At 71.7% G+C, this 23,017-nt stretch carries 17 protein-coding genes and 1 pseudogene; 12 read left to right on the forward strand and 6 right to left on the reverse strand.

Annotated features, from left to right (window positions below; all coding sequences use genetic code 11):
- A pseudogene (locus IE136_RS30130) lies at positions 1-475 on the reverse strand (oxidoreductase); the annotation flags it as partial.
- On the reverse strand, positions 472-1,611 hold the full coding sequence (locus IE136_RS30135; RefSeq protein WP_229819314.1) for a ferric reductase-like transmembrane domain-containing protein: 1,140 nt from the start codon (positions 1,609-1,611) through the stop codon (positions 472-474). The pseudogene IE136_RS30130 and the gene IE136_RS30135, both read right to left, overlap by 4 nt.
- A gap of 480 nt (positions 1,612-2,091) precedes the next feature.
- On the opposite strand from IE136_RS30135, the gene leuS reads away from it, so the two are divergent.
- From leuS to IE136_RS30165, 6 genes are all read left to right on the forward strand, one after another.
- Positions 2,092-4,956: a leucine--tRNA ligase gene (gene leuS, locus IE136_RS30140; RefSeq protein WP_158987216.1), complete on the forward strand. Its 2,865-nt coding sequence runs from the start codon at positions 2,092-2,094 to the stop codon at positions 4,954-4,956.
- A 138-nt stretch (positions 4,957-5,094) separates the two neighbouring features.
- The gene (locus IE136_RS30145) at positions 5,095-5,823 is read left to right on the forward strand and encodes a hypothetical protein (RefSeq protein WP_189601893.1); all 729 of its coding nucleotides are present in this window, start codon (positions 5,095-5,097) and stop codon (positions 5,821-5,823) included.
- 199 nt (positions 5,824-6,022) lie between these two features.
- A complete protein-coding gene (locus IE136_RS30150) occupies positions 6,023-6,868 on the forward strand; it encodes a DegV family protein (RefSeq protein ID WP_158987212.1) in 846 nt (281 codons plus the stop codon).
- Between the two features lie 483 nt (positions 6,869-7,351).
- Positions 7,352-8,062 carry a ComEA family DNA-binding protein gene (locus IE136_RS30155; protein WP_373309180.1) on the forward strand — a complete coding sequence of 237 codons (711 nt, stop codon included), beginning with the start codon at positions 7,352-7,354 and terminating at the stop codon, positions 8,060-8,062.
- 179 nt (positions 8,063-8,241) lie between these two features.
- Positions 8,242-10,590 (forward strand): ComEC/Rec2 family competence protein, encoded by a 2,349-nt coding sequence (locus IE136_RS30160; protein WP_308432497.1) that lies wholly within the window; start codon positions 8,242-8,244, stop codon positions 10,588-10,590.
- Between the two features lie 47 nt (positions 10,591-10,637).
- Positions 10,638-11,489 carry an arylamine N-acetyltransferase family protein gene (locus tag IE136_RS30165; protein ID WP_189601895.1) on the forward strand — a complete coding sequence of 284 codons (852 nt, stop codon included), beginning with the start codon at positions 10,638-10,640 and terminating at the stop codon, positions 11,487-11,489.
- Positions 11,490-11,507: 18 nt separating this feature from the next.
- Here the strand turns inward: IE136_RS30165 and IE136_RS30170 are convergent, their stop codons facing one another.
- A complete protein-coding gene (locus tag IE136_RS30170; protein WP_189601925.1) occupies positions 11,508-11,753 on the reverse strand; it encodes a hypothetical protein in 246 nt (81 codons plus the stop codon).
- A 54-nt stretch (positions 11,754-11,807) separates the two neighbouring features.
- On the opposite strand from IE136_RS30170, the gene holA reads away from it, so the two are divergent.
- Positions 11,808-12,794, forward strand: a complete 987-nt coding sequence (gene holA, locus IE136_RS30175; RefSeq protein ID WP_158987204.1) for a DNA polymerase III subunit delta — start codon at positions 11,808-11,810, stop codon at positions 12,792-12,794.
- Positions 12,795-13,178: 384 nt separating this feature from the next.
- On the opposite strand, the gene rpsT is transcribed toward holA, so the two are convergent.
- The gene (gene rpsT / locus IE136_RS30180; RefSeq protein ID WP_137989361.1) at positions 13,179-13,445 is read right to left on the reverse strand and encodes a 30S ribosomal protein S20; all 267 of its coding nucleotides are present in this window, start codon (positions 13,443-13,445) and stop codon (positions 13,179-13,181) included.
- A 218-nt stretch (positions 13,446-13,663) separates the two neighbouring features.
- Between rpsT and lepA the strand changes: the two genes are divergently transcribed.
- The 3 genes from lepA (at position 13,664) to hemW (ending at position 18,966) form a co-directional block, all read left to right on the forward strand.
- Positions 13,664-15,535 carry a translation elongation factor 4 gene (gene lepA, locus IE136_RS30185; protein ID WP_158987202.1) on the forward strand — a complete coding sequence of 624 codons (1,872 nt, stop codon included), beginning with the start codon at positions 13,664-13,666 and terminating at the stop codon, positions 15,533-15,535.
- 215 nt (positions 15,536-15,750) lie between these two features.
- Positions 15,751-17,625, forward strand: a complete 1,875-nt coding sequence (locus IE136_RS30190; RefSeq protein ID WP_189601896.1) for an AMP-dependent synthetase/ligase — start codon at positions 15,751-15,753, stop codon at positions 17,623-17,625.
- A 108-nt stretch (positions 17,626-17,733) separates the two neighbouring features.
- Complete coding sequence (gene hemW / locus IE136_RS30195; protein ID WP_158987198.1) at positions 17,734-18,966, forward strand: radical SAM family heme chaperone HemW; 1,233 nt, start codon at positions 17,734-17,736, stop codon at positions 18,964-18,966.
- Positions 18,967-19,091: 125 nt separating this feature from the next.
- Here the strand turns inward: hemW and IE136_RS30200 are convergent, their stop codons facing one another.
- The gene (locus IE136_RS30200; RefSeq protein ID WP_189601897.1) at positions 19,092-19,895 is read right to left on the reverse strand and encodes a DUF3097 domain-containing protein; all 804 of its coding nucleotides are present in this window, start codon (positions 19,893-19,895) and stop codon (positions 19,092-19,094) included.
- Positions 19,896-19,905: 10 nt separating this feature from the next.
- A complete protein-coding gene (locus tag IE136_RS30205; protein ID WP_189601898.1) occupies positions 19,906-20,643 on the reverse strand; it encodes an MBL fold metallo-hydrolase in 738 nt (245 codons plus the stop codon).
- 162 nt (positions 20,644-20,805) lie between these two features.
- Between IE136_RS30205 and hrcA the strand changes: the two genes are divergently transcribed.
- Both hrcA and dnaJ read left to right on the forward strand, forming a co-directional pair.
- Positions 20,806-21,825: a heat-inducible transcriptional repressor HrcA gene (gene hrcA / locus IE136_RS30210; RefSeq protein ID WP_158987194.1), complete on the forward strand. Its 1,020-nt coding sequence runs from the start codon at positions 20,806-20,808 to the stop codon at positions 21,823-21,825.
- Positions 21,826-22,965, forward strand: a complete 1,140-nt coding sequence (gene dnaJ / locus IE136_RS30215; RefSeq protein ID WP_158987192.1) for a molecular chaperone DnaJ — start codon at positions 21,826-21,828, stop codon at positions 22,963-22,965. It begins immediately after the preceding gene.
- Positions 22,966-23,017: the final 52 nt, after the last annotated feature.

The raw sequence follows: 23,017 nt of genomic DNA on the forward strand, positions 1-23,017 counted from the left end.
GCGCCTGTCCACGCCGGTCGGACAGGCCGCGCTCGGCGAGCGCCGACCGGATGGAGATCTCCGTGGAGTTACGGGTCACGGCCACGATCAACGTCCGGGCGCCGAGCGCCTCCGCCGCCAGCAGGGCCCCGTCCAGAATCAGGTGCGGAGCGCGGTTGAGCAGGACGGTGTCCTTGCGGCAGGCGGGCTCGCCTTCGCTGCCGTTGACCACCACGACGGGGCGTATCCCCCGGCGGATCGCCGCCTGGCCGACGGCTCTGAGCTTGCGGCCGAAGGGAAAACCGGCGCCACCGCGCCCGTGCAGGGATATCTCCTCGGCGAGCTGGGCGAGCCGCTCGCCGCTCATCGGTTCCAGGGGCCCGTGCACCTTCAGGTGCATGGCGAGGCCGAGGCGCTCGACCAGGTCGAAGCCCTGGGTGAGCTGCGGCAGACCGACCACGCGGACTTCCGGGACGTCCGGGAGCGGCGCGTTCACGGGCGGTCTCCTGCGGGAGTGGTCCAGGGCTCACCCGCGGGGGGCGGGCTGGAGTACGTCGGCATGGTGGGTGAGGGAGTGGGCCAGTAGCCGGGACGGGGAGAGGGGTCGGGGACGACGGGGAGCTCCTCGGTCAGGGGGACGCGTTCGGCGAGCGGGATGTCGCCGTCGGGACGGTAGGGGGTGGTGGTGCCGGAAGCCGTGGCGGCGCGGGACACGGCGCGGTAGGCGGCGGAGAAGCCGGGCCTGGTGGAGAAGGTCGGCGCGGCGGAGGGGGCGGGAGGGAAGGGAGGGGGAGGAGGCGCTGCGTAGAGACGCTGCTGGGGCAACGGGGGAGCGGCGGGCATGGGGGGCGGGGTGGTCAGTGAGGGACGGACGGTCGGGCGGTCCAGCCACTCGGCGGAGACCGTCGGGGCGTCGAGGCCGGTGTCCTCGTCCTCCGCGAGACCCGCCCGCTCGGGTCGGGCGGGCCGGTCGACGGGCTCCTCACCCCTGCCCGGCGCCGGGACGCGCGTCCGGCCCTCCAGCGACGCGAGGAGGCCGGCGAACCGGTCGGCCAGCGCGCGCTGGGTCGGGGCGGGGAGCAGGCGGAGCGAGACCGCGGCGGCGACCGCCGCCAGCGCCAGGCAGTACAGAACGACGACCCAGGTGGCGGCGGGCCTGCCCGCGTACAGGCCGTGCATCAGGGCGAAGCACCAGGCCGGGTACGCCAGCATGTGCAGCGGCCGCCAGCGAGCGGCGAACCGGCTTCGGCCGGCCAGCGTGCTGCGCAGCGCGCCGGTCGCCGCCGCGACGACCATCAGGAGACCGGCGAGCGAGCCGAAGCCGATGAGGGCCGCGGTGCCCGTGAAGCCGAGGCCGAAGGGGATCAGCGCCCCGATCGGCTCGACACGGCCGAGGGAGACCTTGACGGTGCCGTGCAGCAGCAGGAAACCGAGCGACGCGACGGCGGTGGCCCGGTGGATGCCCTGGGCGAGCAGCCGGTGACGCGGGGAGAGAAGGAGGCGATCGGTGGCTGTCAGACCCCAGGCGACCGAGGCGGTCAGGGAGACCAGGGAAAGGACACCCGTGGTGAAGTCGAGCGCGGCGCGGAAGCTGTCGCCGCCGCCGAGGGCGAGCAGCGGAATGACCACCACTGCCGCGACCGAAAGCCCGCCTCGAACCGGCCGGCTCATGCCGGTTCGCAGGAGGGGAGAAGAGCGGACCTTGCGATGAGGGTTCATGGGGGCGACTCCGAATGGTGCGGATAAGCGGTCCCGTTGCCGCATGCTAAGTCGCTCCATACCAGGCGGTAGGTGGTTTGCTCGTTTACGAGGGGCGGGAAGCGGAACTGACTTTGGGGTTGCCCTGGATAGGGGCGATACGCGGAGTAACCCGGGCGCCTCGGGCGCCGTGGCCGCCGGCCGGTGGAACGCCGGTGCGTCCCGCTCGAGCCCTGCGGTACCCTGACGCCATGCGTGCCGTACGCCTTCTGCTTAGCGAGCCGCGCTGATCAGTCCCGTCGGACGAAAGATCCGGACGGAATCGGCGCGGCGTCCCCTCCTGTGCGAGGGGATTTTTCATTTCGTGGCATTCCGTGGCAGTGGGCAGAGACGATCGATGGAGCTTCAAGGATCATGAGCGAGATGAATTCGGCTGCCGAGACGGCGGCCCCGCATCGTTATACGGCGGCCATGGCCGCCGACATCGAGGCACGCTGGCAGGATTTCTGGGACGCCGAGGGAACCTACGAGGCGCCGAACCCCACCGGTGACCTGGCGGGCGACCCGGAGATCGTCGCCCGTCCCAAGAAGTTCATCATGGACATGTTCCCTTACCCCTCGGGTGCGGGCCTGCACGTCGGCCACCCGCTGGGCTACATCGCCACCGACGTCTTCGCCCGCCACCAGCGCATGACCGGCCACAACGTGCTGCACACCCTGGGCTTCGACGCCTTCGGCCTGCCGGCCGAGCAGTACGCCGTGCAGACGGGCACGCACCCGCGCGTGTCCACCGAGGCCAACATGGAGAACATGAAGGTCCAGCTGCGCCGGCTGGGCCTGGGCCACGACAAGCGCCGGTCGTTCGCGACGATCGACCCGGAGTACTACAAGTGGACGCAGTGGATCTTCCTGCAGATCTTCAACTCCTGGTACGACGACGAGGCCAAGAAGGCCCGCCCGATCGCCGAGCTGGTCGAGCAGTTCGAGAACGGCACCCGTGAGATCCCCGGCACGCGCGCGTGGAGCGAGCTGAACGCCGCCGAGCGCTCCGACGTCCTGGGCGAGTACCGCCTGGCCTACGCCTCCGACGCGCCCGTCAACTGGTGCCCCGGCCTGGGCACCGTCCTGGCCAACGAGGAGGTCACCGCCGACGGCCGTTCCGAGCGCGGCAACTTCCCGGTCTTCAAGGCCAAGCTGCGCCAGTGGAACATGCGCATCACCGCCTACGCGGACCGCCTGCTGGACGACCTGGACGCGCTGGACTGGCCCGAGGCCATCAAGCTGCAGCAGCGCAACTGGATCGGCCGCTCCGAGGGCGCCCGTGTCGACTTCCAGGTCGGCGACGCCGGTGCGATCACCGTCTTCACCACCCGCCAGGACACCCTCTTCGGCGCCACCTACATGGTCCTGGCACCCGAGCACGATCTGGTTGAGAAGATCGTTCCGGCTGCCTGGCCCGAGGGCACCCACGACGTCTGGACCGGCGGGCACGCCACCCCGGCCGAGGCCGTCGACGCGTACCGCAAGCAGGCCGCCTCCAAGTCCGACGTCGAGCGGCAGGCCGAGGCCAAGGACAAGACCGGTGTCTTCACCGGCGCGTACGCGACCAACCCGGTCAGCGGCGAGCGGGTCCCGGTCTTCATCGCCGACTACGTCCTGATGGGCTACGGCACCGGCGCCATCATGGCCGTTCCGGCGCACGACACCCGTGACTTCGCCTTCGCGCGCGCCTTCGAGCTGCCGATGCGCTGCGTCGTGGAGCCCTCGGACGACCGCGGCACCGACCCGTCGACGTGGGACGACGCCTTCTCCTCGTACGAGGCGAAGCTGGTCAACTCCTCGAACGCGGACGTGAGCCTGGACGGCCTGGGCGTCGTCGAGGCCAAGGAGAGGATCACCGCCTGGCTGGCCGAGCGCGGCATCGGCGAGGGCACCGTCAACTTCCGGCTGCGTGACTGGCTGTTCAGCCGTCAGCGCTACTGGGGCGAACCCTTCCCGATCGTGTACGACGAGGACGGCGTCGCGCACTCGCTGCCCGAGTCCATGCTGCCGCTGGAGCTGCCCGAGGTCGACGACTACTCGCCGCGGACCTTCGACCCGGACGACGCCGACACCCAGCCCGAGACGCCGCTGTCCCGCAACGAGGACTGGGTCAACGTCACCCTGGACCTGGGCGACGGACCGAAGAAGTACCGCCGCGAGACCAACACCATGCCCAACTGGGCCGGTTCCTGCTGGTACGAGCTGCGCTACCTGGACCCGCACAACGACCAGAAGCTGGTCGACCCGGCCGTCGAGCAGTACTGGATGGGTCCGCGTGAGGGCATGCCGACCGGCGGCGTCGACCTGTACGTCGGCGGCGCCGAGCACGCCGTGCTGCACCTGCTGTACGCGCGGTTCTGGTCCAAGGTCCTGTTCGACCTGGGTCACGTCTCGTCGGCCGAGCCGTTCCACAAGCTGTACAACCAGGGCATGATCCAGGCCTTCGTCTACCGGGACGCGCGCGGGATCGCCGTACCGGCCGCCGAGGTCGAGGAGCGCGACGGCGGCTTCTGGTACCAGGGCGAGAAGGTCAGCCGCGTCCTGGGCAAGATGGGCAAGTCCCTGAAGAACGCGGTCACCCCCGACGAGATCTGCGGCGAGTACGGTGCCGACACCCTGCGCCTCTACGAGATGGCCATGGGCCCGCTGGACGTCTCCCGCCCCTGGGACACGCGCGCGGTGGTCGGCCAGTACCGGCTGCTGCAGCGGCTGTGGCGCAACATCGTCGACGAGTCGACCGGTGAGGTCATCGTCGTCGACGACGCGCCCGACGAGGACACCCTGCGCGCCCTGCACAAGGCGATCGACGGTGTCTCGCAGGACATGGCCGCGATGCGCTTCAACACCGCCATCGCCAAGGTCACGGAGCTGAACAACCACCTGACGAAGTCGGGCGGTGCGGTCTCGCGGTCCGTCGCCGAGCAGCTGGTGCTGCTGATGGCCCCGCTGGCCCCGCACATCGCCGAGGAGCTGTGGCGCAAGCTGGGCCACACCGACTCGGTCGTCCACCAGGACTTCCCCGTCGCCGACCCGGCGTACGTCGTGGACGAGACCGTGACCTGTGTCGTGCAGATCAAGGGCAAGGTCAAGGCGCGTCTGGAGGTCTCGCCGTCCATCACGGACGCCGAGCTGGAGGCGCTGGCCCTGGCCGACGCGAATGTCGTCGCCGCGCTGGGCGGCGCGACGATCCGCAAGGTGATCGTGCGTGCGCCGAAACTGGTCAACATCGTCGCCTAGCGAGACATGAGGGGTTTCCCCTACGGGCAGGTTGGGGGTTCCGATGGAACCCTCGGCCTGCCCGTTCCGTTTACCGTGGAGGAACGACAACCGAGGGACTCGAAAGCCGAGGACTCGACCCACGCCGGAGGGGCACTCATGGGAGAAGCCGCGATTCTGATCATGGCGCTGCTCTTCGTCGCCTTCGTGGCGTTGGGGGTGTACGCGGCCGTGAAGGTGGTCAAGGCCACCAAGCGCGGGGTCGACCGCACGATCACCCAGGCCCGGCGCACGGTCGAGGACACCACGCTGCGGGCGAAGAGCTACGGACAGGGCGGGGTCTCCGGCGAGCTGGCCCAGCTGCGACTCTCCCTGCGCACCTCGATGCGCGCGACGCAGGACGCCCTGCAGGCGGGCGCCGCCGAGGACGCCTCGCTGAAGGAGACGCTCGATCTGTTCCGCCGGCTGAGCGCCCACGGGCAGGAGCTGGACGAGGACCTCAAGCGCATGGAGCGGGACCCGGACCGGTCGAGGGTGGCCTCACACCTCCCCGAGCTGCGGGAGCGCACGGAGCGGATCACGCACTCGGCCGACTCGCTGCGGTGGGCGGCCAGGGACCGGGCGCGTAAGTTCGCGGAGGACGACCTTTCGTCGCTGAGCGCGCAGATCGACCTGGAGGCGGGCGCGCTGCGTCACTGGTCGGCAGGGCCGGAGCGGACCTCCGAATCGGGTGACTTCACGTGGCCCGAGGCGGGCGGGGCGGCGTCCGGGCCGGGGCGGAAGCAGGCGCCGGCCGAGGAGCAGCAGCCGCCTGCGATCACGGCGCGCGATCCGCGCGGGACGGCCTACCCGTGGGAGAAGGCGGCGCGGCCGGAGACCACCAACTGAGGTTGCCCCAAGGACTGATGGCACGGGGACCGCAACTGCGGCGCGGTGCCGGGCGGCGTGGGACGCGACGAGGGCGCGGGCCGGCTCTCGACGCGTTGAGCCTGCGGGCGGCGGTCGCCGTGGTGGCGTGCGGGTGACGCGGTCGCTCGGGAGGGGGCCGGGCTGCCGAGGGGCGGCTCCGGCGGGTAACCTCCCGCTCATGTCCCGGCATGTCGCGATCGTCACCGATTCCACGGCCTACCTGCCACCCCAGACGATGGAGAGGCACGGCATCACCGCGGTCCCGCTGACCGTCGTCATCGGGGACAGAGCCCTTGAGGAGGGCACCGAGGTCTCCGCCCGTACGCTCGCCCAGGCGCTCCAGAAGCGGCGGCCCGTGACCACCTCGCGCCCGAGCCCCGAGCTCTTCGCGGCGACATACCGGGCGGCCGCCGAGGCCGGGGCCCGGGGCGTCATCTCCCTCCATCTCTCAGCCGAGTTCTCCGGTACGTACGACGCCGCCGCCCTGGCGGCCAAGGACGCCCCCGTGCCTGTCCGGGTGGTCGACACCCGGATGGTGGGGATGGCGCTGGGCTTCTGCGCACTGACGGCGGCCGAGGTCGTGGACGCGGGCGGCTCGATCGACGAGGCGGTCGCCGCGGCCGAGAAGCGGGCCGCCGGCACCTCCGCCTTCTTCTACGTCGACACGCTGGACTATCTCCGCAGGGGAGGACGCATCGGTGCCGCGCAGGCGCTGCTCGGCTCCGCGCTCGCGGTGAAGCCGCTCCTCGAACTGGACGGAGGGCGGATCGAGCTGCGCGAGAAGGTGCGGACGGCGTCGAAGGCGATCGCCCGACTCGAGGAGATCGCGGTGGAGCGGGCCGGTTCCGGCACGGTGGACGTGGCTGTGCACCACCTTTCCGCGCCCGAGCGGGCGGCCGTGCTGGCAGACCGGCTCCGAAAGCGCCTCCCAGGCGTCGGGGAGCTGCGGGTCAGCGAGGTCGGAGCGGTGATCGGGGCGCACACGGGCCCGGGCCTCCTGGCCGTGGTGGTCTCGCCCCGCTGAGGACCGGACTGCGCAGGACCGGGCTCTGGAAGATCGGCCTCTGCTGTTCCATCCCCCTCAAGAGTGACGTGGTTTTCCACAACTTGCCGGTATTCCACAGAATTTGACGCGCTTCAGCACGTTCAGCCGGATGTGCCTACCGTCCTGTCCATGACTCTTCGCACACACGTAGCAGGACGTAGCGCGACGACGGCCGCCCCGGCGACCAGCGGCCCCGGCAGGGCTTCCGGATCGGACGGCCGCACCCGCTCGGGCGGGCGCGGGTCGCCTCCGGCGCGGGCCCGGCGGAGGGCGCGGGTGCGGCACGCGTCCATGACGGCCGGTGCCTCGGCGCGCCGCCGGGGGGACGCCCTGTTTCCGCCACCCGATGACCCGAGGGCACCCGGCCCACCGGTGGGATGGGGGGAACCGGATGTCGCGGCATCGGATGGGCACCGGGGACAGGGCACCACCCCCGGGCGGTGGGAGCGGCTGAGGCTCGCGGTGCGCGATCGGCTCCCGGTATGGGCGCAGTCGAGGTGCGGTCTCGAACCGAGGACGCTGGCCGCGCTGGCCGTCGTCCTGGTCGTGGCCGCCGGCTTCGCCGGTCGGTATTTCTGGACGGGGCGGCCGGAAGTCGTGAGAGCGCCGGAGATCGTGCGCGCGGCGCCGCTGCCGGAGATCGGCCCCACGCCCGCGTCCCCGGTGTCCTCCGCGCCGCCCGGGGTCTCAGGGGTCACGACGGAGCCGACGGCGGGGGCGTCCGCGGAGGTCGTGGTGGATGTGAGCGGGAAGGTGCGGCGGCCGGGGGTACTGACGTTGCCGGCCGGATCGAGGGTCGCGGACGCCCTGCGGGCCGCGGGCGGGATCCGCCCGGGCACGGACGTCACCGGCCTCAACCGGGCCCGCGTCCTCATGGACGGGGAACAGGTGGTGGTCGGACTGCCGCTGTCGACCGCGCCGGGTCCGGGAGCGAGTGCGGGGGGAGGTGGGGGCGCGGGGTCGGTGGCCGGTGGGAGGGCGGCTCCGCTGAGCCTGAACGCGGCGACCGTCGAGCAGCTCGACACCCTCCCCGGCGTCGGACCGGTTCTCGCCCAGCACATCGTCGACCACCGCACGGAGCACGGCGGGTTTCGGACGGTCGCCGAGCTGCGTGAGGTCAACGGCATCGGGGAACGACGGTTCGCGGACCTGGCGCCCCTGGTGCGGCCGTGAACCGCGACGACGCTCCCCTCGACCGGTACGAGGAAGGACCGACCGATCTCCGGCTGGTGCCACCGGCGTTGGCGGCCTGGGGAGCGGCAGCCCTCGCCGTGGGAGCCACCGGGTGGTGGACGGTCGCCGGAGTGCTCGCCTGCTCGGCCGGGGCGGCCGCGCTGCTGGCCCTGCCCGCGATGCGCCGGTCACGAGCGAGCAGGCCCACGGGGGCGGGGGCTTCGGAGGGAGCGGGACGGCCTGCCGGTGACCGGCGGCCTGGCCGGGGGCTCGGGGCCACCGCGGGAGCGGCGGTGCTGCTCTGCGCCGCGGCTGGCGCCGCCTCGGCGGGACTGCACGCGGCGGACCTCAGCCGCGGGCCGGTGCCGGGCCTTGCGACGCAGTACGCCCGGGTGGGTGCGGAGGTGACGGTCACCTCGGATCCCCGGCTCACCCGACCCCGGGTCCAGGGCAACAGGTCCGCCCCGGTCTCCGTGGTCCTGGACGGCGAGACGACCAGGGTCGAAGCGTCCGACGGATCGGTGCACAGGACGAGAACACCGGTCCTGCTCATCGTTCCGGCCGGAGAAAGCCGGCAGGAGTGGCTGAGGTTGCTGCCGTCGACCCGACTACGGGTGGAGGCACGGGTGTCGCCCCCGCTGCGTCCGGGAGACCCGTTCGCGGCGGTGCTCCGAGTCGACGGGGCCGGGCCGCCACGGATCACCGGGCCGCCGAGCGCGGTCCAGCGTACGGCGGGGGACCTCCGGACCGGGCTGCGGCGGGCGACCGAGGGGCTCGACCCGGACGCCCGGGCGCTGCTGCCCGGACTGGTCGTGGGGGACACCTCCCGGATCGAACCGGAGCTGAGCGACGCCTTCGAGGCCACGGACCTCACGCACCTCCTTGCGGTGTCGGGTTCCAACCTCACCGTCGTCCTGCTGCTCCTCGTCGGCCGGCCGGGCACCGCCATGCGGGCGGAACGCGGAGGGCTCGCCCCCCGGCTCGGGATTCCGTTGCGGTCCACCGCTCTAGTCGGGGGTGGGCTCACGCTCGCCTTCGTCATCGTCTGCCGGCCGGATCCGAGTGTGCTGCGGGCGGCGGCCTGCGGCCTGGTGGCCCTGCTCGCCATCGGCACCGGCCGGCGCCGCTCGCTGATCCCCGCGCTGGCCGCGGCGGTGCTGACGCTGGTGCTCTACGACCCGTGGCTGGCGCGGAGTTACGGCTTTCTTCTCTCGGTCCTGGCCACCGGGGCGCTGCTCACGATCGCGCCGCGCTGGAGCGAGGCGCTGCGGCGGAGACGGATGCCGGACAGGATCGCCGAGGCACTGGCCGCGGCTCTCGCGGCGCAGGTGGTGTGCGCGCCTGTGGTGGCGGTCTTCGCCGCCCGGGTGAGCCTGGTCGCGATCCCCAGCAACCTCCTCGCCGAGGCGGCCGTCGCCCCGGCGACGATTCTCGGGTTCGCCGCGCTCGCCCTGGCGCCGGTCTGGCTGCCCGCCGCCGAGGCGGTCGCGGAGGTCGCGGGGTGGCCCGCCGGCTGGATCGCCGGCGTGGCGCGCGCCGGTGCGGCACTGCCGGGCGCGGAGGTGGCCTGGCCGGGCGGTTGGTGGGGAGGACTGCTGCTGGCCTGTCTCTTCGGGCTCGGGGCCCTGGCGGCCTGGAAGCTGCCGTACCGGCGCAGGGCCGCCCTCGGTTGCGTCGTCCTGCTGCTGCTCGCCGTGGTGCGGCCACCACCACTGACCCGGTGGGTCACCGGGTGGCCGCCGCCGGGGTGGACGTACGCGATGTGCCAGGTGGGGCAGGGGGACGCGACCGTGCTCGCGGCGGGCGGGGACACCGCCGTGGTCGTGGACGCCGGGCCGGATCCTTCGCTGGTGGACCGGTGCCTGCGCGATCTCGGGATCCGCCGGGTTCCGCTGCTGGTGCTCACCCACTTCCACGCGGACCACGTCGCCGGACTGCCGGGGGTCCTGCGCGGGCGGGCGGTCGGGGCCATCCAGACGACGGGACTCGAAGAGCCGCCGGGACAAGCGGCGTTCGTACGGCGGACGGCCGCGGCGGCCGACGTCCCCGTCGTACGGGCCGGACCTGGGGAACGGCGGCGCCTCGGCCCGCTGGAGTGGCGGGTGCTCTGGCCACGGGCGGCTGCGGGGGTGGTGGCGTCCGAGGAATCGGAGCCGAACGACGCGAGCGTCACCTTGCTGGTACGGACGAGGGGAGGGGTGAGCCTGCTCCTGCTCGGTGACCTGGAACCGCCGGCCCAGCAAGGGCTGCTGCGGGCGTACCCGGCGCTGGCGCCGGTGGATGTGCTCAAGGTGGCCCACCACGGCTCGGCGCACCAGGACCCAGAGCTCATACGGGCGGTCCGGCCGCGGCTGGCGCTTGTGTCCACGGGGCGGGACAACCCGTACGGCCATCCGTCGCCCCGGACCGTGGAGGCGCTGCGGGTCGGGGGAGCGCGAGTGCTCCGGACGGACCGGGACGGAGCGATCGCGGTGACGGGGTCGGGCCGGGATCTGCTGGCCGTACCGAGAGGAGGGGACTCGTCGTGAGGAGCCCGGACGAGGCACTCGATTCTTGCGGCAGGCAGACTGCCCGCATGAGCGACTCACCCGTGCCCGCGACCACCACCTCCCGGCCCGCCACGTCCGCCTCCGTAGAGCTGTCGACCTCCGACGTCGACGCGTATCTGAGCCGTATCGGGGCCACGCGGCCGGTTCGCGCCGACGCGGACGCCCTGCGCGAGCTGCATCTGCTGCACTTGCGGACCGTGCCCTTCGAGAACCTGTCGATCCACCTCGGCGAGGACATCGTCCTGGAGGAGAAGGCATTGCTCGACAAGGTGGTCGGCGCCCGTCGCGGCGGGTTCTGCTACGAGATCAACACCAGCTTCGCCGCCCTGCTGCGCGCCCTCGGCTTCCCCGTCACGCTCCTGCAGGCGCGCTGCTTCGGCGACGGCGGCCGGCTGGGCATCCCCTACGACCACATGGCGCTGCTGGTGGAGACCGCGGACGGGCGGTGGCTGGCGGACGTCGGCTTCGGCGACCACAGCCACTTCCCGACGGCGCTGGACGAGCGTGGGGATCAGTCGGACCCGGGCGGGACGTTCCGGATCAGGGAGACGGCCGACGGAGACCTGGAGGTGCTGCGGGACGGCAGCCGGCAGTACCGGCTGGAGCTACGGCCGCGCGTGCCGGCCGACTTCACGGCGGGCGCCTGGTACCACCGCACCTCGCCGGACTCCCACTTCACGCGATCCCTCATCTGCTCCCGGCTCACCGAGGAGGGCCGGATCACGCTCAGCGGCCGCAAGCTCGTCACCCGCGCGAACGGCGAGCGCACGGAGCGGCTGCTCGACGGAGACGCCGAGGTGAGGGCGGCGTACCGCGACCTGTTCGGCATCGAGCTCACCGAGCTGCCGGTCGTACGGGAGGGTCGGCGGAAGCCGTGACGTGAGTGCCACGGGCTCTTACGGTGCTTCCAGCCAGCCCTCGTACTCCGCGGCGAGCGCGTCCAGCGCCGCGGAGTCCAGCCGGCCGTCCGGGTCCTCCACGACGACCAGCCACTGGGCGTCCTCCGCGTCGTCCTCACCCGCCAGGGCGTCCCTGACGAGCTGCGGCTCCTCGCTGACGCCGAAGCGGTCGGGCAGCTCCTCGGCGACCTCCTCGGCGGCGTCGCGGTCCGGCAGTACGAGTACGTGTCGTTCGCTCACCAGGTCATTCTCCGGTACGGGCGGAAGTGTCGGTGGCCCGTGGGATGCTGGGACGCGATGGCCACCAGAAAGACTTCGCCCGACGACCTCCTCGCCCCCGTCACGCTCGCCGTGGGCCAGGAGGACCTGCTCCTCGACCGCGCCGTCCAGGAGGTGGTGGCGGCCGCCCGGGCCGCCGACGCCGACACGGACGTACGCGACCTCAACGCCGAGCAGCTCCAGCCCGGGACGCTCGCCGAGCTGACGAGTCCGTCGCTCTTCGCCGAGCGCAAGGTCCTGGTCGTACGGAACGCGCAGGACCTGTCCGCGGACACGATCAAGGACATCAAGGCGTACCTCGCCGCGCCGATCGAGGAGATCACGCTCGTACTCCTTCACGCGGGCGGCGCCAAGGGCAAGGGCCTGCTCGACGCGGCACGCAAGGCGGGCGCGCGGGAGGTGGCCTGCCCGAAGACGACGAAGCCGGCGGAGCGCCTGACGTTCGTACGGCAGGAGTTCCGCGCCCTCGGCCGGTCGGCCACGCCCGAGGCGTGCCAGGCGCTCGTCGACTCGATCGGCAGCGACCTGCGGGAGCTGGCCTCTGCGGTCTCTCAGCTGACGGCCGACGTGGAGGGGACGATCGACGAGGCGATCGTCGGGCGGTACTACACGGGCCGCGCGGAGGCGTCGTCCTTCAACGTCGCGGACCGCGCGGTGGAGGGGCGGGCGGCGGAGGCGCTGGAGGCGTTGCGCTGGTCGCTGTCGACGGGAGTCCCGCCGGTCCTCATCACCAGCGCGCTGGCACAGGGCGTCCGCGCGATCGGCAAGCTGTCGTCGGCGCGGGGCGGCAGGCCCGCGGACCTGGCGCGAGAGCTGGGAATGCCGCCGTGGAAGATCGACCGGGTGCGGCAGCAGATGCGCGGCTGGACGCCGGACGGCGTCTCGCTGGCGCTGCGCGCGGTGGCCGAGGCCGACGCGGGGGTCAAGGGCGGCGGCGACGATCCCGAGTACGCCCTGGAGAAGGCGGTCGTCGCGGTGGCGCGAGCGGCCCGCCTGCGCCGGTAGCCCCGGCCGCCGAAGCGTTCCGTGCCGCGCGACGGCGCAAGGGCCGGCCGTACCGCCCGGTGGCCCGCTGGTGTCAGGGCCGTACCGCCCCGCGTTCCGGTGGCGTCAGAGCCGTACCGCCCGGTCCCGGTGGTGTCAGGGCCGTACCCGCCCGGCTCGCGCGCATCCCGGCCGCCGGTGCGCCCGCCTCCTGCGGCGCAGGAGGCGGGTCCGACCATGCGCGAAGGCCCCGCTCTCTCCTGGGGAAGGAGGGAGCGGGGCCTTCGGCGTGAAGCTGGTGGGCCCGCACACGCGTGGCGAACGCGTATCGCGTGCGAGTCCGGGGGTGCCGGTTGGGAGCGGGAGAGAGGGCCCGCTGGGTCCCGTCCGGCGTCACATCAGAGCTCAGCCCTGCAGGGCGGCAACCTTGGTGGCCAGCGCCGACTTCTTGTTGGCGGCGGCGTTCTTGTGGATGACACCCTTCGAGACAGCCTTGTCGAGCGCGCGGGAGGCGGCGCGAGAAGCCACGACGGCCTTCTCGACGTCACCCGCGGCGACGGCCTCGCGGGCCTTGCGGATCGCGGTCTTGAGCGAGGACTTGACGGCCTTGTTGCGCAGGCGCGCCTTCTCGTTCGTCTTGTTCCGCTTGATCTGGGACTTGATGTTCGCCACGAAAAAGAGCCCTTTTCTGGGGGTCCCACCACGCCCGCGGGGGCGTAGAGGGCAATCGGTGATCTTTCAGATGTGTCCCGAAGCTGAGAGGGCACACGAGACACAGCTGTCCACGGTATCAGGCAGTCTCCGGACCGCCCAAACCGAGCGCAGGACCGCAGTCGTGGGACCATGGAGCCTACGTATCGATCCGACATCGCCCCGAGACGAGACCCTGCGTGCCCGCGACTCCTACCCACGTGCCCGAGCCGAGCCGTACCGACCCGGCGCTGATCCGCAATTTCTGCATCATCGCGCACATCGACCACGGCAAGTCGACCCTTGCCGACCGGATGCTCCAGCTGACCGGTGTCGTCGACCAACGGCAGATGCGCGCCCAGTACCTCGACCGCATGGACATCGAGCGCGAGCGCGGCATCACCATCAAGTCCCAGGCGGTCCGTCTTCCCTGGGCGCCCACCGAGGGCGCGGGCCAGGGCAGGACCCACATCCTCAACATGATCGACACCCCCGGGCACGTCGACTTCACGTACGAGGTATCGCGCTCCCTGGCGGCCTGCGAGGGCACGATCCTCCTCGTCGACGCGGCCCAGGGCATCGAGGCGCAGACCCTCGCGAACCTGTACCTCGCGATGGAGAACGACCTCACGATCGTTCCCGTGCTGAACAAGATCGACCTGCCGGCCGCCCAGCCGGAGAAGTTCTCCGAGGAGCTCGCCAACCTCATCGGCTGCCAGCCCGAGGACGTGCTCAAGGTCTCCGCCAAGACGGGTCTCGGTGTCGAGGCGCTGCTCGACCGGGTCGTGGAGCGCGTGCCGGCCCCCGTCGGTGTCGCCGACGCCCCCGCCCGCGCGATGATCTTCGACTCGGTCTACGACTCCTACCGCGGCGTCGTCACGTACGTACGAGTCGTCGACGGGCAGCTCAACAAGCGCGAGCGCATCAAGATGATGTCGACCGGCGCCACCCACGAACTCCTCGAGATCGGCGTCTCGTCCCCCGAGATGACGCCGGCCGACGGCATCGGCGTCGGCGAGGTCGGCTACATCATCACCGGCGTGAAGGACGTCCGTCAGTCCAAGGTCGGTGACACGATCACCTCCCTGAACAAGGGCGCCACGGAGGCCCTCGGCGGGTACAAGGACCCCAAGCCGATGGTGTTCTCCGGCCTCTACCCGCTGGACGGCTCGGAGTACCCGGACCTCCGCGAGGCCCTCGACAAGCTGCAGCTCAACGACGCCGCGCTGGTCTACGAGCCGGAGACCTCCGCCGCCCTCGGCTTCGGCTTCCGCGTCGGCTTCCTCGGCCTGCTCCACCTGGACGTGATCCGGGAGCGCCTGGAGCGCGAGTTCGGTCTCGACCTGATCGCCACCGCCCCCAACGTGGTCTACCGCGTGGTCATGGAGGACGGCAGCGAGCACACGGTCACCAACCCGAGCGAGTTCCCCGAGGGCAAGATCAGCGACGTGTACGAGCCCGTCGTGCGCGCCACGATCCTCGCCCCGAGCGAGTTCATCGGGGCGATCATGGAGCTCTGCCAGACCCGTCGCGGCACCCTCCTCGGCATGGACTACCTCTCCGAGGACCGGGTCGAGATCCGCTACACCCTCCCGCTGGCCGAGATCGTCTTCGACTTCTTCGACCAGCTGAAGTCCAAGACGCGGGGTTACGCCTCCCTCGACTACGAGCCCACGGGCGAGCAGGCCTCCAGCCTGGTCAAGGTCGACATCCTGCTGCACGGCGACAAGGTGGACGCGTTCTCCGCCGTCACCCACAAGGACGCGGCCTACGCGTACGGCGTGCGGCTCGTCGCCAAGCTGCGCGAGCTGATCCCGCGGCAGGCCTTCGAGGTGCCGATCCAGGCCGCGATCGGCTCCCGGGTCATCGCCCGCGAGACCATCCGCGCCATCCGCAAGGACGTTCTCGCCAAGTGCTACGGCGGTGACATCTCCCGTAAGCGGAAGCTGCTGGAGAAGCAGAAGGAAGGCAAGAAGCGGATGAAGATGGTCGGCTCCGTGGAGGTCCCCCAGGAAGCCTTCATCGCCGTCCTGTCGAGCGACGACTCGGCCGGCGGCAAGAGCAAGAAGTAATCGGCCATTTAGCTGACAGATACACCGAACGGGCCCGCGCGCGGAGAGTGCGCGGGCCCGTTCGTTATGAACCGGGTATGAAGCGTCGCACCACAGGGCCTTACGCGTCGGTCTTCGGCCATCTACTCTGATCCCGGCTCGAAGGTTACTCGCCAGTTAGAAACGCACCGCCAGATCGCACCACCAGCAGGCATCGCCGCCGCCCGGAGGACGTCGTGAGCGACACACAGACCCTGATCGAGAACCGGCCGCCCTCCGTGGCGACCCTCTTCCTTGAGCGCGTGGCGCGGACTCCCGACGCGGAGGCCTATCGCTATCCGGTCCCGGCCGCTTCCGGCCAGGGCCCGGACGAGTGGAGGTCGCTCAGCTGGGGACAGGCCGCCGACCGGGTCTACGCCATCGCGGCCGGTCTGGTCGACCTCGGCGTCCAGCCCGAGGAGCGGGTTGCCCTGGCCTCCTCCACCCGCGTGGAGTGGATCCTCGCCGACCTCGGCGTCATGTGCGCGGGCGCCGCGACCACCACCGTCTACCCGCAGACCAACGCCGAGGAGTCGGCGTTCATCCTCTCCGACTCCGAGTCCAAGGTCCTGATCGCGGAGGACGCGGCCCAGGTCGCCAAGGCTCGTGAGCGCCGCGGCGACCTGCCGGGCCTCCACCACGTCGTCGTCATCGACCCCACGGGCGTGGAGACCGACGAGTGGGTGCTGAGCCTCGCCGACCTGGAGACGCGCGGAAAGGCGTACCTGGAGAAGCACCCCGAGGCCGTCAAGGAACGGGTCGCGGCGATCACGCCCACCCAGCTCGCCACCCTCATCTACACCTCCGGCACCACCGGCCGGCCCAAGGGCGTCCGCCTTCCGCACGACAACTGGTCGTACATGGCCAAGGCCATCGCCGCCACCGGCCTGGTCACCAAGGACGACGTGCAGTACCTGTGGCTGCCGCTCGCGCACGTCTTCGGCAAGGTGCTGACCTCCGGGCAGATCGAGGTCGGCCACGTCACCGCCGTGGACGGCCGCATCGACAAGATCATCGTGAACCTGCCGGTCGTCCAGCCCACCTACATGGCGGCCGTCCCGCGCATCTTCGAGAAGGTCTACAACGGAGTCGCCGCCAAGGCCCGCGAGGGTGGCCCCGCCAAGTACAAGATCTTCCAGTGGGCGGCCGACGTCGCCCGTGAGTACGCCAAGGTCACCCAGGACAACTTCCGTCGCACCGGCACCGCCTCCGCGCCCTTCGGCCTCACCGCCAAGCACAAGATCGCCGACGCGCTCGTCTACAAGAAGCTCCGTGAGGCGTTCGGCGGACGGCTGCGCGCCGCCGTCTCCGGCTCCGTCGCGCTGGCGCCCGAGATCGGCTTCTTCTTCTCCGGCGCGGGCATCCACATCCTGGAGGGCTACGGCCTGACGGAGACCAGCGCGGCCTCCTTCGTCAACCCGGGTGAGGCGTACCGCACCGGGACGGTCGGCAAGCCGCTGCCCGGCTGTGAGGTCCGGATCGCGGACGACGGCGAGATCCTGCTGCGCGGCCCCGGCGTCATGGAGGGCTACCACGGTCTGCCCGAGAAGACCGCCGAGGTCCTGGAGCCGGACGGCTGGTTCCACACCGGCGACATCGGTGAGCTGTCGGCCGACGGCTACCTGCGGATCACCGACCGCAAGAAGGACCTGTTCAAGACCTCGGGCGGCAAGTACATCGCGCCGACGGAGGTGGAGGGCCGGTTCAAGGCCGTCTGCCCCTTCGTCTCCAACATCGTGGTCCTCGGCGCCGACCGGAACTACTGCACCGCGCTCATCGCCCTCGACGAGCCCGCCATCCTCGGCTGGGCCGCCGAGCACGACCTCGCGGGCAAGTCGTACGCGGAGGTCGTCGCCGCCCCGCAGACCCAGGAGATGGTCCAGGGGTACGTCGACCGCCTCAACGAGGGCCTCCAGCGCTGGCAGACGATCAAGAAGTTCCGGCTGCTCCCGCGCGACCTCGACGTCGAGCACGGCGAGCTGACGCCGTCGCTGAAGATGAAGCGGCCGGTCGTGGAGCGGACGTACAAGCACCTGATCGAGGACATGTACGACGGGGCGCGGGAGGCGTAGCCGACGCCGGGCGGGCGCGGTGCCGGGTTTCCACAGGCATGGGTGCCGGGTCCGCCGGGTTGTCCACAGGCCGGCGGTTCACCTCGGGCAGTACGGGACAATGGGCTCATGCCTTCCGTACTGCCCGATGGTGAGCCCATGCCCGAGACCGGGGCGCTGCCCGCGCACGCCCTGGAAGGGGCGGCCGAGCGGCCCCTCGGGTTCTATCTGCACGTGCCGTACTGCGCGACGCGCTGCGGCTACTGCGACTTCAACACGTACACCGCGAGCGAGCTGCGCGGTGCCGGCGGCGTGCTCGCCTCCCGGGACAACTACGCGGGGCAGGTCACCGAGGAGATCCGGCTCGCCCGGAAGGTCCTCGGCGACGACCCGCGGCCGGTGCGGACCGTCTTCGTGGGCGGCGGCACACCGACGCTGCTCGCGGCAGGGGATCTCGTACGGATGCTGGGGGCGATCCGGGACGAGTTCGGGCTCGCGGACGACGCGGAGGTGACGACGGAGGCGAATCCGGAGTCGGTGGATCCGGCGTACCTGGCGGAGCTGCGGGAGGGCGGGTTCAACCGCATCTCCTTCGGGATGCAGAGCGCCCGGCAGCACGTCCTGAAGGTCCTGGACCGCACGCACACGCCCGGTCGGCCCGAGGCGTGCGTGGCGGAGGCGCGGGCGGCGGGATTCGACCATGTGAACCTGGATCTGATCTACGGCACGCCGGGGGAGTCCGACGACGACTGGCGGGCGTCGCTCGACGCGGCGATCGGCGCGGGCCCCGACCACGTCAGCGCGTACGCGCTGATCGTGGAGGAGGGGACGCAGCTGGCGCGGCGGATCCGCCGGGGTGAGGTCCCGATGACGGACGACGACGTCCACGCGGACCGGTACCTGATAGCGGACTCGGTCTTCGCGGAGGCCGGCTTCGAGTGGTACGAGGTGTCGAACTGGGCCACGTCGGAGGCCGGGCGCTGCCTGCACAACGAGCTGTACTGGCGCGGGGCCGACTGGTGGGGCGCGGGCCCGGGCGCGCACAGCCACGTGGGCGGCGTGCGGTGGTGGAACGTGAAGCACCCGGGGGCGTACGCGGCGGCGCTGGGTGAGGGGCGGTCGCCGGGGGCGGGCCGTGAGGTGCTGTCGGGGGAGGACCGGAGGGTGGAGCGGGTGCTGCTGGAGCTTCGGCTCCGGGAGGGCGTCGAGCTGGGGCTCCTGCGGCCGGCCGGGCTGGCGGCGGCCCGCAAGGCACTGGAGGGCGGGCTCCTCGACCCGTCCGCGTACGAGTCGGGGCGCGCGGTCCTGACCCTGCGGGGCCGCCTGCTTGCCGACGCGGTGGTCAGGGACCTGGTCGACTGAGAGCACCGCCCCCCCGTGCGAGGGCCTGAAAGGGCGCCCCTTCGGGAGGGGCGCCGGAGCTAGGGGTGTCTTGTGGATCTTGCCGGGCGTCGCGGGCCGGGCGGGACTTCACGGACACGGCCTAGCTAGGGGGCCGTCACGAAGTCGATCAGTTCTTCGACGCGGGAGAGGAGTTCGGGGCGGAGGTCCTTGTAGGAGTGGACCTTGGAGAGGATGTGCTGCCAGGCCGCGGGCGGGTCGGGGGGCCAGCCGAGGGCCTGGCAGACGCCTGTTTTCCAGTCCTGGCCGCGAGGGATCACCGGCCACTGCGGGATGCCGACCGACGACGGCTTCACCGCCTCCCAGACGTCGATGTACGGGTGGCCCACGATCAGGACGTCCGGGGTCGAGATCTGTGACGCGATCCGGGATTCCTTCGAGCCCTCCACCAGGTGGTCCACCAGGACACCCAGACGGGCGTCCGGCGTCGGCGCGAACTCGGCGACGATCGCCGGGAGGTCGTCGATGCCCCCCAGGTACTCCACCACGACCCCCTCGATCCGCAGGTCGTCGCCCCAGACCCGCTCGACGAGCTCCGCGTCGTGGCGGCCCTCCACGTAGATCCGGCCCGCCCGCGCCACCCGCGCCCGCGCCCCCGGGACCGCGATCGAACCGGAGGCCGTGTGGGTGGGACGCTTCGGCGCCCCCGCCGAAGGCCGGACCAGGGTCACGACGCGGCCCTCCAGGAGGAAGCCGCGCGGCTCCATCGGGAAGACCCGGTGCTTGCCGAAGCGGTCCTCCAGGGTCACTGTGCCCGCCTCGCAGCGGATCACCGCCCCGCAGAAGCCCGTCGAGACCTCCTCGACGACGAGGTCGGCCTCGGCCGGAACCTCCGGCACGGGCGCGGAGCGCTTCCAAGGGGGCGTCAGGTCCGGGTTGTAGCTACGCATTCGCGCGACGTTATGACACTCCGAAGCGCCGTGCCAGCTCATCCCGCTGTCGCCGCACGAACGTCGCGTCCACGACCGCCCCGTGCCCCGGCACGTACACCGCCTCCTCCCCGCCGAGAGCCAGTAGCCGGTCCACCGCCGCCGGCCAGCGCGAGGGGATCGCGTCCGAACCGGCCTGCGGCTCGCCCGACTCCTCGACCAGGTCGCCGCAGAAGACGACCTCAGGGGATCCGGGCGCCGAGCCCGGTACGCACACCACCAGATCGTGGGCCGTGTGTCCCGGGCCGACGTTGGCCAGGAGGACCATCCGCCCGCCCAGGTCCAGCGTCCACTCGCCCGACACCATGTGCCGCGGTGTCACCAGCGCGTCGACCGCCGCCTGCGCTTCCGCGGGGTCGACACCCTGACGCATCGCGGAGGAGCGCAGTGACTCCCCGCCCCGCTGCCGCATGGCGTCGTCCACGCCCACCGCCCCGTAGACCTCCGCCCCCGCGAAGGCCGCCGTGCCCAGCACATGATCGAAGTGCGGGTGACTCAGTGCGATGTGCGTCACTCTCCGGCCGCCCGTCAGTGCCTCGACCTCCGACCGCAGCTCCGCGCCCTCGCGGAGCGTGGACCCGGTGTCGTACAGCAGGACGCCCTTCTCGCCCAGCACCAGGCCCACCGTGGCGTCCCAACCGGGCAGCCGCCGCCGTCCCACGCCGTCCGCGAGCGGCTCCCACCCGAACTCTTCCCAAGAGACACTCATAGGGCGACGCTAGCCGCTCCGGCGCCGATGTGACGTGACTCCGATGTGGCCTCCTTGCCAGGAGAGATGTCCGCCGCCGTACACTGGCCGGGGGATTCCTGGCACTCGGACAGGGCGAGTGCCAAACCGGAGCAACCGGAACGACAGCTGGAGGTGTGCGCCATGCTCAGCGAACGCAGGCTCGAGGTGCTGCGCGCCATCGTCCAGGACTATGTCGGGACGGAGGAGCCGGTCGGCTCCAAGGCGCTCACCGAGCGCCACAGGCTCGGCGTCTCGCCCGCCACCGTGCGCAACGACATGGCCGTCCTGGAGGACGAGGGCTACATCGCCCAGCCCCACACCAGCGCCGGGCGCATCCCGACGGACAAGGGCTACCGCCTCTTCGTCGACAAGCTCGCCGGCGTCAAGCCGCTGTCGACGCCCGAGCGGCGCGCGATCCACAACTTCCTCGACGGCGCCGTCGACCTCGACGACGTCGTCGGCCGTACGGTCCGGCTGCTCGCTCAGCTGACCCGGCAGGTCGCCGTCGTCCAGTACCCGTCGCTGACCCGCTCGACGGTCCGGCACGTGGAGCTGCTGTCGCTGGCCCCGGCCCGGCTGATGCTCGTGCTGATCACGGACACCGGCCGCGTCGAGCAGCGGATGATCGACTGCCCGGCGCCGTTCGGCGAGGCTTCGCTGGCGGACCTGCGGGCCCGGCTCAACAGCCGGGTCGTCGGCCGCCGTTTCGCGGACGTGCCGCAGCTGGTGCAGGATCTGCCGGAGTCGTTCGAGGAGACGGAGGACCGCGGCACGGTGTCGACGGTGCTCGCGACCCTGCTCGAAACGCTGGTGGAGGAGCACGAGGAGCGGCTGATGATCGGTGGTACCGCCAATCTCACCCGCTTCGGCCACGACTTCCCCCTCACGATCAGGCCGGTGCTGGAAGCACTCGAGGAGCAGGTCGTGCTCCTCAAGCTGCTCGGCGAGGCCAAGGACTCGGGCATGACCGTACGGATCGGGCACGAGAACGCCCATGAAGGGCTCACCTCCACGTCCGTCGTCGCGGTCGGCTACGGTTCGGGCGACGAGGCAGTCGCCAAACTCGGCGTGGTCGGACCGACCCGCATGGACTACCCCGGAACGATGGGAGCGGTACGCGCAGTGGCACGTTACGTCGGACAGATCCTGGCGGAGTCGTAAGTGGCCACGGACTACTACGCCGTACTCGGCGTGCGCCGCGACGCGTCCCAGGACGAGATCAAGAAGGCATTCCGGCGGCTCGCCCGCGAGCTGCACCCGGATGTCAATCCCGATCCGAAGACGCAGGAGCGGTTCAAGGAGATCAACGCCGCCTACGAGGTCTTGTCGGACCCGCAGAAGAAGCAGGTCTACGACCTCGGCGGCGACCCGCTGTCCGCGTCCGGCGGTGGCGGCGGAGCCGGTGGCTTCGGCCAGGGCGGCTTCGGGAACTTCTCGGACATCATGGACGCCTTCTTCGGTACGGCGTCGCAGCGCGGGCCGCGCTCGCGCACCCGCCGGGGCCAGGACGCCATGATCCGGCTGGAGATCACCCTCGACGAGGCCGCCTTCGGCACGACGAAGGACATCCAGGTCGACACGGCGGTCGTCTGTACGACCTGTTCCGGCGAGGGCGCCGCACCCGGCACCTCCGCGCAGACCTGTGACATGTGCCGCGGCCGCGGTGAGGTCTCGCAGGTGACGCGGTCCTTCCTCGGCCAGGTCATGACCTCCCGCCCCTGCCCCCAGTGCCAGGGCTTCGGAACCGTCGTCCCGACGCCCTGCCCGGAGTGCGCGGGCGACGGCCGGGTCCGCTCGCGCCGCACGCTCACGGTCAAGATCCCGGCCGGCGTCGACAACGGCACCCGCATCCAGCTCGCCGGCGAGGGCGAGGTCGGTCCCGGTGGCGGCCCGGCGGGCGACCTGTACGTCGAGATCCACGAGGTGCCGCACGAGGTCTTCCAGCGGCGCGGCGACGACCTGCACTGCACGGTCACCATCCCGATGACGGCGGGCGCGCTCGGCACGAAGGTGCCGCTGCAGACGCTCGACGGCATGGAGGAGGTCGACATCCGTCCGGGCACGCAGTCCGGCCAGTCGATCCCGCTGCACGGGCGCGGCGTCACGCATCTGCGCGGCGGCGGGCGCGGCGACCTGATCGTGCACGTCGAGGTCACGACCCCGTCGAAGCTGGACCCGGAGCAGGAGCGGCTGCTGCGCGAGCTGGCGAAGCTGCGCGGCGAGGAGCGGCCGACCGGCCAGTTCCAGCCCGGCCAGCAGGGCCTGTTCTCGCGCCTGAAGGACGCGTTCAACGGCCGGTAGGCGTCACGGTTCCACCGAGGGGCCGCCGCCCGCGCAGACGCGCGGGCGGCGG

The sequence above is a fragment of the Streptomyces lateritius genome (genome assembly GCF_014649715.1).
Classification (GTDB): domain Bacteria; phylum Actinomycetota; class Actinomycetes; order Streptomycetales; family Streptomycetaceae; genus Streptomyces; species Streptomyces lateritius.

What these genes read in the sequence shown, in the direction of transcription:
- holA (WP_158987204.1), top strand. Translation starts at nt 11,808, where the DNA reads ATGGCCACCAGAAAGACTTCGCCCGACGACCTCCTCGCCCCCGTCACG.
- IE136_RS30145 (WP_189601893.1), top strand. Translation starts at nt 5,095, where the DNA reads ATGGGAGAAGCCGCGATTCTGATCATGGCGCTGCTCTTCGTCGCCTTC.
- IE136_RS30165 (WP_189601895.1), top strand. Translation starts at nt 10,638, where the DNA reads ATGAGCGACTCACCCGTGCCCGCGACCACCACCTCCCGGCCCGCCACG.
- hrcA (WP_158987194.1), top strand. Translation starts at nt 20,806, where the DNA reads ATGCTCAGCGAACGCAGGCTCGAGGTGCTGCGCGCCATCGTCCAGGAC.
- IE136_RS30200 (WP_189601897.1), bottom strand. Translation starts at nt 19,895, where the DNA reads ATGCGTAGCTACAACCCGGACCTGACGCCCCCTTGGAAGCGCTCCGCG.
- leuS (WP_158987216.1), top strand. Translation starts at nt 2,092, where the DNA reads ATGAGCGAGATGAATTCGGCTGCCGAGACGGCGGCCCCGCATCGTTAT.
- IE136_RS30160 (WP_308432497.1), top strand. Translation starts at nt 8,242, where the DNA reads ATGCGCCGGTCACGAGCGAGCAGGCCCACGGGGGCGGGGGCTTCGGAG.
- hemW (WP_158987198.1), top strand. Translation starts at nt 17,734, where the DNA reads ATGCCTTCCGTACTGCCCGATGGTGAGCCCATGCCCGAGACCGGGGCG.
- IE136_RS30205 (WP_189601898.1), bottom strand. Translation starts at nt 20,643, where the DNA reads ATGAGTGTCTCTTGGGAAGAGTTCGGGTGGGAGCCGCTCGCGGACGGC.
- IE136_RS30150 (WP_158987212.1), top strand. Translation starts at nt 6,023, where the DNA reads ATGTCCCGGCATGTCGCGATCGTCACCGATTCCACGGCCTACCTGCCA.